We start from the raw sequence: 12,945 nt of genomic DNA, 5'->3' as shown, positions 1-12,945 counted from the left end.
AATACCAGGAGTCTAGCAATACCCCTGGGGGTATGCAACCGGATGCCTTCCGGCATGGGTCGAGTGGGGTCCGCAACGACGAAACGGGCCGCCTCCCCGATGGGAAGCGGCCCGTTTCGTCGTGCGGATCAGTCCTCGTCGACCAGCTCGGCCTCGATCACGTCGTCCTCGTCGCCCAGGTCGGTGGGCGGCTTCTGCCCCCCGCTGGTGAGCACCAGCTGCGACCCGTCGGCAGCGACGTCCACGCGCACGATGTCGCCGTCGCGCACGCCGCCCGACAGCAGCGCCATCGCGAGGCGGTCCTGGATCTCGGACTGGATGAGCCGGCGCAGCGGCCGCGCGCCGAACACCGGGTCGTAGCCGCGCTCGGCGAGCCACGTGCGGGCGTCGGGCGTGACGGCCAGCTCGAGTCGGCGGTCGTGCAGGCGCTGCTGCAGCGCCGCGACGGCGAGCTCGACGATCTGGGCCAGGTCGTCCTGCGACAGCGCCTGGAAGATCACGATGTCGTCGAGGCGGTTGATGAACTCGGGCTTGAACGCCTGACGCACCAGTGCCTGCACCTGCTCGCGCTTCACATCGAACGACAGCGTCGGGTCGATGAGGATCGGCGAGCCGAGATTCGACGTCAGGATCAGGATGACGTTCTTGAAGTCGACCGTGCGACCCTGGCCGTCGGTCAGACGCCCGTCGTCCATCACCTGCAGCAGCACGTCGAACACCTCGGGGTGCGCCTTCTCGACTTCGTCGAGCAGCACGACCGAGTACGGGCGCCGGCGCACGGCCTCGGTCAGCTGACCGCCCTGCTCGTAGCCGATGTACCCCGGAGGGGCGCCGACGAGGCGCGACACGGAGTGCTTCTCGCCGTACTCCGACATGTCGATGCGGACCATCGCGTGCTCATCGTCGAAGAGGAACTCCGCGAGGGCCTTCGCCAGCTCGGTCTTGCCGACGCCGGTGGGGCCGAGGAACAGGAACGACCCGGTCGGCCGGTTCGGGTCCGAGATGCCGGCGCGCGAGCGGCGCACCGCATCCGACACCGACTTCACCGCCTCCTTCTGGCCGATCAGGCGCTTGCCGAGCTCGGCCTCGAGGTGCAGCAGCTTCTCGGTCTCGCCCTGCAGGAGCTTGCCGACCGGGATACCGGTCCACGCGGCGATGACCGCGGCGATGTCCTCGTCGGTGACCTGATCGTTGACCATGCGGTCGCCCGACGGCTCCTCGCGCTCGGCCTCGATGAGCTGACGCTCCAGCGCCGGGATGTCGGCGTAGAGCATGCGCGACGCCTTCTCGAGGTTGCCCTCGCGCTGCGCGCGCTCGGCCTCGATGCGGGCGGCGTCCAGGCGCGTCTTGAGGTCGCCGACCTGGTTCAGGCTCGAACGCTCGCGCTCCCAGCGCGACTGCAGCTCGTCGAGCTTCGCCTGCTCGTCGCCGAGCTGCTCGCGCAGCTTCGCGAGGCGCTCCTTCGAGGCGTCGTCCTTCTCCTTCTTCAGCGCGAGCTCCTCGAGCTTGAGACGGTCGACGTGGCGGCGCAGCTCGTCGATCTCGAGCGGCGCGGAGTCGATCTCCATGCGCAGGCGCGACGCGGCCTCGTCGATCAGGTCGATGGCCTTGTCGGGCAGCTGGCGGCTCGGGATGTAGCGGTGCGACAGGGACGCCGCTGCGACGAGCGCGGCATCCGCGATCGCGACCTTGTGGTGCGCCTCGTAGCGCTCCTTGAGTCCGCGCAGGATCGCGACGGTGTCCTCGACGCTGGGCTCCCCCACGTACACCTGCTGGAATCGACGCTCGAGCGCGGCGTCCTTCTCGATGAACTCGCGGTACTCGTTGAGCGTCGTCGCGCCGATGAGGCGCAGCTCGCCGCGCGCGAGCATGGGCTTGAGCATGTTCGAGGCCGCGACCGAGCCCTCGCCGCCGCCGGCGCCCATCAGGACGTGCAGCTCGTCGATGAAGGTGATGATGCGGCCCTCGGACTCGGTGATCTCCTTGAGGACGCTCTTGAGGCGCTCCTCGAACTGGCCGCGGTACATGGCGCCGGCGACGAGAGCCGAGATGTCGAGGGTGACCAGCTCCTTGTCCTTGAGGGATTCGGCGACGTCGCCCGCGACGATGCGCTGGGCGAGGCCCTCGACGACGGCCGTCTTGCCGACGCCGGGCTCGCCGATGAGGACGGGGTTGTTCTTGGTGCGGCGGGTCAGCACCTGGCTCACGCGACGGATCTCGGCGTCGCGCCCGATGACCGGGTCGAGCTTGCCCTGGCGCGCGCGGTCGGTGAGGTTGATCCCGAACTGCTCGAGGGCGCTGGCGGCTTCCTCCTGCCCGGGCATCTGGGTGGCGTTCATGTGTCTCCTGAAGTCTGGATCTCAAAGTTGAGTCGTACAGGCTCAACTTTAGCAAAGCCTCGGTCGTGAGCGGTAGTCCGGGCCGGAGTCCTCTGCTAACGCAGCTGTGGGGGGGCTTACGAATGTCTGACATGTAAGGCATGCTGTCTCTTGAAAGGAGCCACCATGCCCACTGCGACGCTCACCAGCAAGGGTCAGATCACGATCCCGAAGGAGGTCCGGGACGACCTGAACCTCGTCGCCGGGTCCAAGGTGCTGTTCGTCAAGCTCCCGAACGGCCAGTACCGGATCATCGCCCGCACCGGGAAGGTCCAAGACCTCAAGGGGATGCTGTACACGCCGGAGCAGCCGGCGATCTCGATCGAGCAGATGAACGAGGACATCGCCGACGCGGCCGCCGAGTCTGTGATGCGGAGCATGGAGCGGTGATCGGGCTCGACACGAACGTGCTGCTTCGGTACGTCGTGCGCGACGACCGCGCGCAGGCGGCTGCCGCGGATGCGGTCATGGACTCGCTCACGACCGACGCCCCGGGATTCGTGACGCACGTCGTCCTGGCCGAGCTCGCGTGGACGCTCGCGCGCACCTATCGCATGGACCGGAACACACGGATCAAGATCCTTCAGTCTCTCGTCGAGACCGAGTCCCTCGAGTTCGAGGACGGCGAGAGCGTCGTGCGCGCGCTCGCCCTCGCCGAAGAGGGCGCCGACTTCGCCGACGCGCTCATCGCCGCGAGCGGCGAGCTGTTCGGCATCCCGGAGTTCGTGACCTTCGACCGTGCCGCCTCACGCCACCTGGGCTGGCGGCTGCTCGAGCCCGCGCCCGCCTGAGGCTCGGCTTCCTACGTCACCGACGGATCGACGCGATCGGCGTGCCCGAGCGACCGCCCCGGCGCGACGATGTCGCGCACCGCGCGCTTGAGCGCCGTGATGTCTGGAAACCCGCCGTCGGTCTTGCGGTTCCAGACACCCTCCCCGTCGACGTCGATGCGGAACACCCCGCCGGTGGCCGGCGCCAGCGCGATCTCGGCGACGTCGGCCGCGAACGTCGTCAGCAGCTCCCCCTGATACCACTGCGCGCGCAGCAGCCAGTTGCACTGCGTGCAGTACGTGATGCGGATGCGGGGCTTCGCCACGCGCGACTCCTCTCGCGATCGCCGATCAGGCGACCGGCTCCAGCGATGCGACAGCGTGTTCCTCGACGACGCCTGCGGCGGCGGCATCCGCCCCACCCGAGGTCGTGCACGAGAACCGCGCGCGGTAGGCGGTGGGGGTCATGCCGAGGACGCGGGCGAAGGTCTGCCGCAGGACGGCCGCGGAGCCGAACCCCGACTCGTCGGCGACCCGGTCGAGTCCGAAGTCGGTGCGCTCCAGCAGCCGCTGCGCCTGGATGACGCGCTGGCGGGCGAGCCACGCGGCCGGGGTCGTGCCGAAGTCCGCCTTGAACCGCCGGGCGAAGGTGCGCGGCGACATGTGGGCACGGGTGGCCAGCTGGTCGACGGAGAGCTCCTCGCGCAGGTGGTCGAGCATCCAGTCGGTGATCGGCGCGAGCGACTGGGATGCCGCGACCGGCAGCGGCTTGTCGATGAACTGCGCCTGTCCGCCGTCGCGCTGCGGCGAGACCACCATGCGGCGCGCGATCTTGTTGGTGAGCTCCGCGCCGAGCTCCTGGCGGAGCAGATGCAGGCACGCGTCCAGCCCGGCCGCGGTGCCGGCGCTCGTGATGATGCGCCCGTCCTGCACGTACAGGACGTCGGGGTCGACGTCGATGTCGGGGTACATGCGGGTCATGGTGTCGGCGTACATCCAGTGCGTCGTGGCACGGCGCCCGTCGAGCACGCCGGAGGCCGCGACGACGAACGCCCCCGAGCACACGGTGAGCACCCACGCGCCGCGCTCGACGGCTCGGCGGATGACCCCCGCGACGCGCGTGTCGATGCGGTTCCACAGATCGCGCGGCACGGGAGTGACGACGACGAGGTCGGCCTCGTCCGCGAACGCCAGATCGTGGTCGACGTTGATCGAGAAGCCCATGCTGCTCGGCACCGCACCGGGCTCGGGCGTGACCACGCGGAAGTCGAAGTTCGGCACGCCGTCATTGGACCGGTCGAGGCCGAACGCCTCGCACGCGACGCCGAACTCGAAGGGCGCGAAGCCGGGCTGGACGATGGCGGCGACGGTCTTCATGGGGCACCTCGGGGTGATGGCAGTTTTCCGACGAATTGTGGCTAGTCTGCCACTCGTGGCCGTTTGAACGCAAGCGTAGCGTTCCTGCCATGATCACTCTCGTCATCGCCACCGCCCTGGCCGTCGCCGGCGTCGCCGCGACGGCGTTCGCCCTCCCCCGGGACGGCTACCGCCGCACCCCCACCGACTGGACGCGGCTCCCGTAGCCGCCGCATCCGGCATCCCGTCCATCCATCCGCCACCGAAACCCACCGTTCGCACCGAGACCCCCCGTTCGCACCGAGACCCACCGCGATCGCAGGGGGCCTCGGTGCGAACCCCGCGTCTCGGCGAGCATCCGCGGGGTCGAGGCGAGCATCCGCGGGGTCGAGGCGAGCGGGTGCAGCGGGTCGACGGGTGAGGCGGCGGGGTGGGGGGCGTCAGCGGGTGACGCGGCGGTAGACGTCGACCATCGCGGCCGTCCGCGAGGACTGGCGGAAGCGCTCGCGCACCGTGGGATGCGGGAGCGGCGAACGTCCGGCGGCGATGTCGGCGGATGCCGCACGCAGCGCGTCGGCGAGCGCCCCGACCGATTCGCCGTCGACCGTCCAGTGCCCCGCCTGGAGCTCCTCGGCGATGTCGCGGTCGCTCACGACCGACGGAGTCCCGAGCGAGGCCGCCTCGAACACCGTCATCCCCTGCGTCTCGAAGCCGATCGAGGTCTGCACGACGGCATCGGCCGCGGCGATCCGCCGCAGGGTCTCGGCGTACGGCAGCCGGCCGGCGAAGACGACGGATGCCGTGGGCGCGCGCTTCGCGACGAGCCGCTGCGCCGCGCGCAGCTGTCCTCCGCCGCCGATCACCTCGACGTCCGCGTCGATGCCCGACTCGGCGACGGCCTCGAGGAACGGCAGCAGCCGCTTCTCGGGGCTCATGCGCCCCAGCCACACGAATCGTGGTCGACCGGGTGCCCGCTCCGGCGGCGCCGCGGCGAGCGCGGCATCCAGCACGTCATCGTCGATGCCGTTCCAGATGACGTCGACTCCGGCGGCGGCCGGCGCGATGCCGTCGGCGAGCGCTCGGCGCGCCTCCTCCGGCGTCCGCAGCAGCGTCGGACGCCCCGGGACGACCCCGTGCTCCTCGAGCCGTCGGGCGAAGTGCGAGGACGGCGCGGTGACGGCATCCGATCGACCGGCGAAGCGGCGCAGGAACGCCCAGCCGTCGTGGCCGGCGGGCTCCGCCTCGTCCGGCACCCCCAGCGCCCGGCGCTGCCACGCACCCAGCACCCGCAGCACGAGCCCGGGGAACGGCGTGGTGGCCTCGATCCCGACGTCGACGCGGTTGTGCATCGTGTGGACGACGGGCAGGCCGTGCCGCGACGCGAAGCGGTGGCCGATGAACGCGCCCCAGAAGTCGCCCTGGATGTGCACGACGTCCACGGGCGGGCGCGACGCGAGCGCGGCGTCCACCCAGCGGTCGGTGCGACGACCCGGCCACGTGAACGAATACTCGCGATCAGGGGTGATGACGATCGACGGCGTGTCGACGTACGCGGCGTCGGGCGCGACAGCACGGCCGCGCGGTCCGTGCATGGCCGGCGCGACGATCGTGACGGTGTGCCCGGCCTTCTCGAGGAACCGCCGCTGCAGCCGCATCGACACCTGCGCACCGCCCAGCGACTCGACGTGCTGGTCGGCGAACATCACGACGTGCACGGGGCTACTCCGGAATCGGCTCGCCGCGATACAGCGCCTCGAAGGTCTCGAGCGTGCGGGTCATATCGTGCACCTTGACGCCGTCGAGCGACGCCTGCTGCATCGCGAGACGCTCGGCCGGCGTCTGCCGCAGCACGCGGTTGATCTTCGCCGCGAGGTCCTCGGGATCCCCCGGCGTGAACAGGTAGCCGTTCTCGCCGTCATGGACGAGGTGCGGCAGCGCCACGGCGTCGGCGGCGATGATCGGCAGTCCGGAGGCCATCGCCTCCATGGTCGCGATCGACTGCAGCTCGGCGATCGAGGCGATCACGAACGCGGTGGCGTTCGTGAGGAAGCCGCGCAGCTCCTCATCGGTCGTGTGACCGTGGAACCGCACGCGGCCGGCGAGCCCGAGCTCGGTGGCGAGCTCTTCGAGGTTGCGGCGCTGGTCGCCGTTGCCGACGATGTCGAACGTCACATCGAGTGTCGGATCGAGCAGCGTCAGCGCGCGCAGGACGACGTCGATCTGCTTCTCGGTCGTGAGGCGCCCGACGAACACCAGCCGGTTCGCCGAGCGCGGCGCGAGGTCGGCGGTGTAGTTCGAAGCGTCCAGGCCGCAGCTGACAGGCAGGACGTTGTCGATGGCGATGGTCGCCTCGAGGAAGTCGGCGGCCTTGCGCGTCGGCGTGGTGACGGCCTTCGTGAGGTCGAAGGTGCGCTTGGCGTCCTCCCACGCGTACTTCAGGAAGATCTTGTCGAGCACCGGCGGCAACGTCGTGAAGTCGAGGATGTTCTCGGCCATGACATGGTTGGTGGCGATGATCGGGATGCCGCGCTTGGCGGCCTCGCGCGACAGGCCGCGACCGATGACGATGTGCGACTGGATGTGCACGACGTCGGGCTGGACGGAGTCGAGCACACGACGCGCATAGTGCTTGGCGCGGAACGGCATCACGAAGGTGAGCCAGTCGTGGGGGTACCAGCGCCACGACGGCAGGCGGTGCATCGTCAGCGGCTCGCCCTCGATGACCTCGGTGAACACGCCGTGCTCGCGGTGCGTCTTGCTGGGGGCCATCACGTGCACCTCGTGACCGCGCGCGCCGAGGCCGGCGGCGAGGCGCTCGGCGAAGCGGGCCGCGCCGTTGACATGCGGAAGGAACGTGTCGGCCCCGATCAGGATCTTCAGGGGACGCGGGTTCACGGCGGCGGCGGGATCGTCGGGCGTCGCGGAGTCGGTCACGGGATGCTGTGGGCCTGTCTGTGCGGCGAGGGATACGCGGCATCGGGGTGGCGCTCGCGCGCGCACCACTCTACCCGAGGGCGTTCTCCCAGCCGGAGAGGCGGGGCGCGCCCGTACCCTGGGGGGATGCCGCGACTTCAGGCCGATGCATCCGACGATCTCTGGGTCCCCGTGACCGGTTCTTTCGGCTTCCGGGGGCGGCGGCACCGCAAGGCGGCGATCCGGATGCTGCTCACGCAGGCGAACCGCGCGATGGGCGTCACCGAGCGCCCCGGGAGCCCGGTGGCGGCCTGGATGATGAGCCAGGCGGCGCCGCTGATCATGAAGCGCACCGCGGGGCGCCTCCTGGTGTGGGTGTGGAAGACCGATCCCGACCTGCTCGTCGCGATGGCCCAGGTGCAGGAGGCCACGAACCAGCTGCGCGCCGCCCGCGCGACGATGCCCATGGAGTACGACGACACCGAGTCGTTCCGCAACCCCCACCTGGGGGTCGGAGAGAAGCTCGCCATGGAGCTGCCGCCCGACCCGTCCTCGCCGCCCTTCGTCTCGTACACGTGGGACACCGGCAGCCACTTCGTCACGCTCACCGCCGTGTGCGGCGACCGCGAGCGGTTCGGCACCGTGGTCGGGGCCGTCGACGACGTCGCCCGCACCCTCCGCGTCGTCGAGGACCTCACCCTCGGCGAATCCCCCGACATCCTGAGGATCGATCCCGCATGACCGGCAGCGCGCCCGCCCTCGTCCACCCGGCCGTCCACCGCCCCGTCCGCATCGGCGTGCAGCTCGCCCCCCAGCACGCGACGACGGCCCAGTACCGCGATGCCGTGCTGCGTGCGGAGGACATGGGCGTGGACGCGATCTTCAACTGGGATCACTTCTTCCCGCTGACCGAGCCCCTCGAGGCCGCGCACTACGAGGCCTGGACGCTGCTGGCGGCGATGGCCGAGCAGACCGAGCGGGTGGAGTTCGGGCCGCTCGTCAACTGCTCGTCGTACCGCAACCCCGACCTTCAGGCGGACATGGCCCGCACCGTCGATCACCTCAGCGCTCGCGACGGCGGTGCCGGGCGCTTCATCTTCGGCACCGGCTCCGGCTGGGCCGAGCAGGACTACACCGAGTACGGCTACGAGTTCGGCACGGTCGGGTCGCGCCTGGACGCCCTCGCCGAGGATCTGCCGCGCATCCGGTCGCGCTGGGACCGCCTGAACCCGCCGCCGACGCGGCGCATCCCGATCCTGATCGGCGGGCAGGGCGAGCGCAAGACGCTGCGGCTGGTCGCACAGCACGCCGACATCTGGCACACCTTCACCCGCCTGTCGGGGATGCCGCACAAGATCGGCGTCCTGCACGAGTGGTGCGGGCGGGAAGGCCGGGACCCGGCCGACATCGAGCTGTCGACGGGCTTCACGATCCGCGGCTTCGGCCCGCTGCTCGAGGAGGATGCGCCCGCGCGCCTGTTCGAGCTGGGCTTCCGCCTGCTGATCCCCGCGATCGACGGCCCCGACTTCGATCTGTCGCCGCTGGTGCCGCTCCTCGCGTGGCGCGACCGTATGAACGGCCGGTGACCAGGGACCGAGGTCCCTGGTGACAAGGACCATCGGCGTGGTAGACCGGCAGGCGTACGGGTCTCACGCGACTCGGACGCACCGCTGGCGAAAGGACGCTGATGGCTGAATTCAGATACGGACCCGTCGAGCTCTACCTGGTCGGCTTCGAGGGTGAGGCACCCTCGCCCGACACGCTCCAGGCGCTCGGTGACCTGGCCGAGAGCGGGCTGATCCGCGTGCTCGACTTCGTGCTCATCTCGAAGTCCGACGACGGCGACATCACGGTGATCGAGATCGAGGACGAGGACTTCCCGCTCGACCTGTACGAGGTGGGCATCGCCGGCGAAGAGGACATCGAGGAGTTCGCCGAACTCATCGAGCCGGGCGGCTCGGCCGCGCTGATCGCGCTCGAACTGCTGTACGCGCGCAAGCTCGCCGAGAGCGTCGCGGCCTCGGGCGCCGTCGTCCTCAGCGCCGAGCGCATCCCCGCCCCGATCGTCAACGCGGTGATGGACGCGGCCGAAGAGGCCTGAGTCCGCTCGCGCAGAACAGGAGAAGACATGCCCAGAAGGATCGGACGCCCCGGCCTCGTCGGCCTGGCGGCCCGCACCGCGGTCGTCGCCGGGACGGCGAGCGCCGTCAGCGGCGGAGTGTCGCGCCGGCAGCAGCGCCGCGCGCAGGACCAGTACGACCAGGAGCAGTACCAGGCAGCCCAGCAGCAGGCCGCGATGAACGCGGCCGCACAGCAGGCGGTCGCCGCGCAGCAGGCGGCAGCCCCGGCAGCCCCCGCCGCGGCACCAGCGGGCGGCGTGGACATCGTCGCCGAACTGCAGAAGCTCGGCGCGCTCAAGGACGCCGGCGTGCTCTCGGACGCCGAATTCGCCGCCGCGAAGGCCAAGCTGCTGGGCTGAGCGAGCACGCACCGCAGCGGCGGACGCGCATGGCGTCGCCGCTGCGGCGGGTCACGCCGGAACGCCCGCCGCGGTCTCGTCGGCCGGCCGCGCCTGCGCCGCGCTCGCCTCGGCCGCGGCGTCGGTCCGCAGCGCCCCGGCGTTGCGGATGAAGAGCACGATCCAGGCGAACACGAGGATGCCCGCGACCAGCTCGACCGCCGTGAGCGTGTAGACGCCGACGGCGAAGAACACCGCGAGCACGACGATGACGGCGATGAACACCCATCCCAGGGTGATGAAGGCGCGCGGGACCCCCGGAACCCACCAGCGCAGTCCGATCGCGAGGACGACGAACGCGACCGCCATACCGGTCGCCACCGTGTTGTGGAGGGCGAAGTACTCGTTCACGGGGAAGATCCCGACGCACGCGAGGAAGACCCCCACCACGATCAGCAGGATCCGCACGTACAGCCGCCCGTGCGGATGCGGTGTCGGGATCGAGACGGTGGCGTACCGCGCGAGCGTCGTCACGATGAAGCCGGCGACGATGAGCGTCACGTTGAAGGCCATCGACGAGAGGTCGTCGGTCATGCCGAGGGCGCTCAGGTTGTCCTTCCACCAGGAGGGGTCGGATGCGGTGAGCATGCTCGCCAGGACGCCCTCGACCAGGAACACCGCGAGAACGATGGACAGCAGATGCATGTCCATGTGCGTGGCCGAGTAGAAGCACACGTAGGCCGTCACCGCGGCGGCGGATCCCGAGAGGACGAGCAGCGCGACCGCGAAGACCGACGCCCCGATGAAGCCGGCTTCGAGGAGGTGGGCGATGAGCGTCCACGACAGCAGCGCGATGATGCCGTGAGCGAGAGAGAGCATCGCGACATCGAGGTAGTCGAGCACCGAGAGCCGTGACGGGCCCCCCGTGCCGCGCATCACCAGGCGTCCGGCGAAGAACGACACGAAGCCGACCGCGCCCGATGAGATCGCGACGTATTGTCCGATGGATCCCGGGCCGGTGATCGGGGCTTCGCCGAGCCGGAACACCGGGAGCGCGACGAGGGCGATCACCACGAACGCGATGACGCCGACGCTGAGCGACAGCGATTCGAGCGAGCGAGCGCTCGTCGCATCGAACTCCTGCGCGACGGAGGGGGCGGATGCTGCGGCGGCCGTCGAGGATTCACTCACGGTAGGTGACTCTAGGGCGCGGGCGCCACCCGCGGCTAGGTCTGAATCGGTCCGGAACGCTCCGTCGCCGCGGTGTCGCCGGACAGCCACCGCAGCCACAGGGCCTTCGGGTCCTGCTCGAGCACGAGGGCTCTCACCAGCAGCGTCAGCGGGATCGACAGGATCGCGCCGAGCGGACCGATGACGAACGTCCAGAAGATGACCGAGAAGAAGCTCAGCGTGAGGCTCAGGCTGACGGCGTCGCTGACGAACTTCGGCTGGATGAGCACCTGGAGCGTGACGTTGACGACGCAGTAGATCACGACGACGACGAGCATGAGCGGCCAGCCGCCCACGACGAGGGCCAGCAGCGCCGGCGGGACGAGACCGAGCACGAACCCGATGTTGGGGACGAAGTTCGTCACGAACGCCAGGATCGCCCACACCGCCGGCGCCGGCACTCCGAGGGCCCACAGCGCCAGGCCGTCGATGATCGCCACGATCGCGCCGAACGAGGCATTGACGACGTAGTAGCGGCGGACGTTGCGGTTGTAGTCGGCGAAGCGCTCCATCGCAGGGCGGGAGGACGGGCCGAAGTCCGTCGCCGCGCGCGCGTACCGGGCTCCGTCCGCGGCCATGAAGATGACATAGGCGAGCACGAAGAAGAACGCGGTGAGCACTGCCAGCGCCTGGCCGGTGAGCGAGGTCAGCAGCGAGACGAGGTTCGACGGGTCGAGCACCGAGGTCACCGCGTCCGCCGCCTGCTGATCGAGGCCGAGGGCGGCAAGCCCGGCGACGATCGCATCGGCGGTGTCGCGCAGGTTCACCGACAGGTCGGCGACCAGGCGGATGAACTGCGCCCCCGCGAACCACAGCATGGCCGCGAGCGCCGCGAGGATCGCGTAGCCGAGGACGATGACGGCGGTCGTGCCGGCCCACGATGGCCAGCCGCGCCGGACCAGGGGCGCACGCACGGGCCAGCAGATGATGACGATGACCGCGCCGAGCGCGAGAGGGCCGACCAGTTCGCGGGCGAAATAGAGCCCGGCGAGCGCGATCACGCCGGCCGCGAGTCCGATGACCACGCGCAGCATGGGACTCAGCACCGGCACGGGTGGCGGGGACGGGGACGGGTCTTCGCGGCGCTTCACGAGCCCAGGCTAGGGCCGTCGCGCCTTTCAGGCGGCGCCTCCCCCAGGCGCGCCGCGACGTCCGTGATCTGACGCGCCACCTGGCGCACCTGCCCCCGCGTCGCGGGTTCCTGATCGTCGTCGTCGCCGACCGCCTTCTCGAGGACCCACGAGGACACCGTGGCGGTGACGATGCTGACCACGGCGATGCCGCCGGTCATCAGCAGCACGGCCACGGTCCGTCCCCACGACGTCACCGGGTAGAAGTCGCCGTAGCCGACGGTGGTGATGGTGACGAACGCCCACCAGAAGGCGTCGCTGAACGTGTGGATGTTCGAGTCGGGCGCGGGGCGCTCGGCCTCGAGCACGGCGAGCGCGGCCATCCAGATCAGCGTGAGGGCCGCCCCTGCGCCGTAGATCGCGATGCGGCTGCGCAGCGCGGCCCCGGCGGTCCGCTGGAGCGCGGCGATGACGGTGAGCGCCTTCAGCAGGCGCAGCGGCCGCATCGCGGGGATGAGGACGACCGCGAGATCGAACAGGTGACGGAAGAACCAGCGTCGCCGCTCCCGCGCGATCGTGAGCCGCACGACGTAGTCGACGGCGAAGAACGCCCACGTGGCGAACATCACGAAGCGCGTGACCGTTTCGGCCATTCCCGTCGGCACCGAGATCACCTGCCACGAGTACGCGACGATGAACAGCACCGACGCGATGATCAACGGCCAGTAGGTGAGCTTCTCCCAGCGCTCCTCCGACATGCTCCGCAGACT

Annotated in this window: 14 protein-coding genes; 6 read left to right on the top strand and 8 right to left on the bottom strand. The window is 70.3% G+C overall.

Going from position 1 to position 12,945, the window contains the following annotated elements:
* Positions 1-128: 128 nt before the first annotated feature.
* Entirely contained in the window at positions 129-2,339 is a 2,211-nt protein-coding gene (locus HD594_RS03880) for an ATP-dependent Clp protease ATP-binding subunit (protein WP_184749701.1), read from the bottom strand.
* A 165-nt stretch (positions 2,340-2,504) separates the two neighbouring features.
* Between HD594_RS03880 and HD594_RS03875 the strand changes: the two genes are divergently transcribed.
* Together HD594_RS03875 and HD594_RS03870 are read left to right on the top strand one after the other, a co-directional pair.
* A complete protein-coding gene (locus HD594_RS03875; protein WP_184749700.1) occupies positions 2,505-2,768 on the top strand; it encodes an AbrB/MazE/SpoVT family DNA-binding domain-containing protein in 264 nt (87 codons plus the stop codon).
* Positions 2,765-3,169 carry a PIN domain-containing protein gene (locus tag HD594_RS03870; protein WP_184749699.1) on the top strand — a complete coding sequence of 135 codons (405 nt, stop codon included), beginning with the start codon at positions 2,765-2,767 and terminating at the stop codon, positions 3,167-3,169. The genes HD594_RS03875 and HD594_RS03870 overlap by 4 nt, the downstream gene beginning before the upstream one ends.
* An 11-nt stretch (positions 3,170-3,180) precedes the next feature.
* Here the strand turns inward: HD594_RS03870 and HD594_RS17655 are convergent, their stop codons facing one another.
* The 4 genes from HD594_RS17655 to HD594_RS03850 all read right to left on the bottom strand — a co-directional run bounded on the left by HD594_RS17655 (position 3,181) and on the right by HD594_RS03850 (position 7,438).
* Complete coding sequence (locus HD594_RS17655; protein ID WP_271171295.1) at positions 3,181-3,474, bottom strand: Rdx family protein; 294 nt, start codon at positions 3,472-3,474, stop codon at positions 3,181-3,183.
* Between the two features lie 25 nt (positions 3,475-3,499).
* Positions 3,500-4,525 (bottom strand): GlxA family transcriptional regulator, encoded by a 1,026-nt coding sequence (locus HD594_RS03860; protein ID WP_184749697.1) that lies wholly within the window; start codon positions 4,523-4,525, stop codon positions 3,500-3,502.
* A 419-nt stretch (positions 4,526-4,944) separates the two neighbouring features.
* Positions 4,945-6,219, bottom strand: coding sequence for a glycosyltransferase family 4 protein (locus HD594_RS03855; RefSeq protein WP_184749696.1), 1,275 nt, complete (start codon positions 6,217-6,219; stop codon positions 4,945-4,947).
* Positions 6,220-6,223: 4 nt separating this feature from the next.
* The gene (locus HD594_RS03850) at positions 6,224-7,438 is read right to left on the bottom strand and encodes a glycosyltransferase (protein ID WP_184749695.1); all 1,215 of its coding nucleotides are present in this window, start codon (positions 7,436-7,438) and stop codon (positions 6,224-6,226) included.
* Positions 7,439-7,564: 126 nt separating this feature from the next.
* Between HD594_RS03850 and HD594_RS03845 the strand changes: the two genes are divergently transcribed.
* The 4 genes from HD594_RS03845 (at position 7,565) to HD594_RS03830 (ending at position 9,896) form a co-directional block, all read left to right on the top strand.
* Positions 7,565-8,158 carry a hypothetical protein gene (locus HD594_RS03845; RefSeq protein WP_184749694.1) on the top strand — a complete coding sequence of 198 codons (594 nt, stop codon included), beginning with the start codon at positions 7,565-7,567 and terminating at the stop codon, positions 8,156-8,158.
* Positions 8,155-9,003: an LLM class F420-dependent oxidoreductase gene (locus HD594_RS03840; protein WP_184749693.1), complete on the top strand. Its 849-nt coding sequence runs from the start codon at positions 8,155-8,157 to the stop codon at positions 9,001-9,003. The genes HD594_RS03845 and HD594_RS03840 overlap by 4 nt, the downstream gene beginning before the upstream one ends.
* A gap of 101 nt (positions 9,004-9,104) precedes the next feature.
* Entirely contained in the window at positions 9,105-9,518 is a 414-nt protein-coding gene (locus HD594_RS03835; protein WP_184749692.1) for a DUF6325 family protein, read from the top strand.
* A gap of 27 nt (positions 9,519-9,545) precedes the next feature.
* Entirely contained in the window at positions 9,546-9,896 is a 351-nt protein-coding gene (locus HD594_RS03830; RefSeq protein WP_184749691.1) for an SHOCT domain-containing protein, read from the top strand.
* Positions 9,897-9,947: 51 nt separating this feature from the next.
* On the opposite strand, the gene HD594_RS17810 is transcribed toward HD594_RS03830, so the two are convergent.
* From HD594_RS17810 to HD594_RS03815, 3 genes are read right to left on the bottom strand one after another with little or no spacing between them, the layout of a single operon-like run.
* Positions 9,948-11,066, bottom strand: a complete 1,119-nt coding sequence (locus HD594_RS17810; protein ID WP_184749690.1) for a DUF998 domain-containing protein — start codon at positions 11,064-11,066, stop codon at positions 9,948-9,950.
* Between the two features lie 35 nt (positions 11,067-11,101).
* The gene (locus tag HD594_RS03820; RefSeq protein WP_271171294.1) at positions 11,102-12,196 is read right to left on the bottom strand and encodes an AI-2E family transporter; all 1,095 of its coding nucleotides are present in this window, start codon (positions 12,194-12,196) and stop codon (positions 11,102-11,104) included.
* A complete protein-coding gene (locus HD594_RS03815) occupies positions 12,193-12,933 on the bottom strand; it encodes a potassium channel family protein (protein ID WP_184749689.1) in 741 nt (246 codons plus the stop codon). Before HD594_RS03815 ends, HD594_RS03820 begins: the two co-directional genes overlap by 4 nt.
* Positions 12,934-12,945: the final 12 nt, after the last annotated feature.

This window comes from Microbacterium thalassium (assembly GCF_014208045.1).
GTDB classification, from domain to species: domain Bacteria; phylum Actinomycetota; class Actinomycetes; order Actinomycetales; family Microbacteriaceae; genus Microbacterium; species Microbacterium thalassium.
The sequence above is the reverse complement of the archived record's forward strand: the minus strand, read 5'-3'. Positions and strand labels throughout refer to the sequence as shown.

Excerpts from the sequence above, each read along its gene's own strand:
- HD594_RS03860 (WP_184749697.1), bottom strand. The coding sequence starts at position 4,525 with ATGAAGACCGTCGCCGCCATCGTCCAGCCCGGCTTCGCGCCCTTCGAG.
- HD594_RS03845 (WP_184749694.1), top strand. The coding sequence starts at position 7,565 with ATGCCGCGACTTCAGGCCGATGCATCCGACGATCTCTGGGTCCCCGTG.
- HD594_RS03840 (WP_184749693.1), top strand. The coding sequence starts at position 8,155 with ATGACCGGCAGCGCGCCCGCCCTCGTCCACCCGGCCGTCCACCGCCCC.
- HD594_RS03815 (WP_184749689.1), bottom strand. The coding sequence starts at position 12,933 with ATGTCGGAGGAGCGCTGGGAGAAGCTCACCTACTGGCCGTTGATCATC.
- HD594_RS03835 (WP_184749692.1), top strand. The coding sequence starts at position 9,105 with ATGGCTGAATTCAGATACGGACCCGTCGAGCTCTACCTGGTCGGCTTC.
- HD594_RS03880 (WP_184749701.1), bottom strand. The coding sequence starts at position 2,339 with ATGAACGCCACCCAGATGCCCGGGCAGGAGGAAGCCGCCAGCGCCCTC.
- HD594_RS03830 (WP_184749691.1), top strand. The coding sequence starts at position 9,546 with ATGCCCAGAAGGATCGGACGCCCCGGCCTCGTCGGCCTGGCGGCCCGC.
- HD594_RS03875 (WP_184749700.1), top strand. The coding sequence starts at position 2,505 with ATGCCCACTGCGACGCTCACCAGCAAGGGTCAGATCACGATCCCGAAG.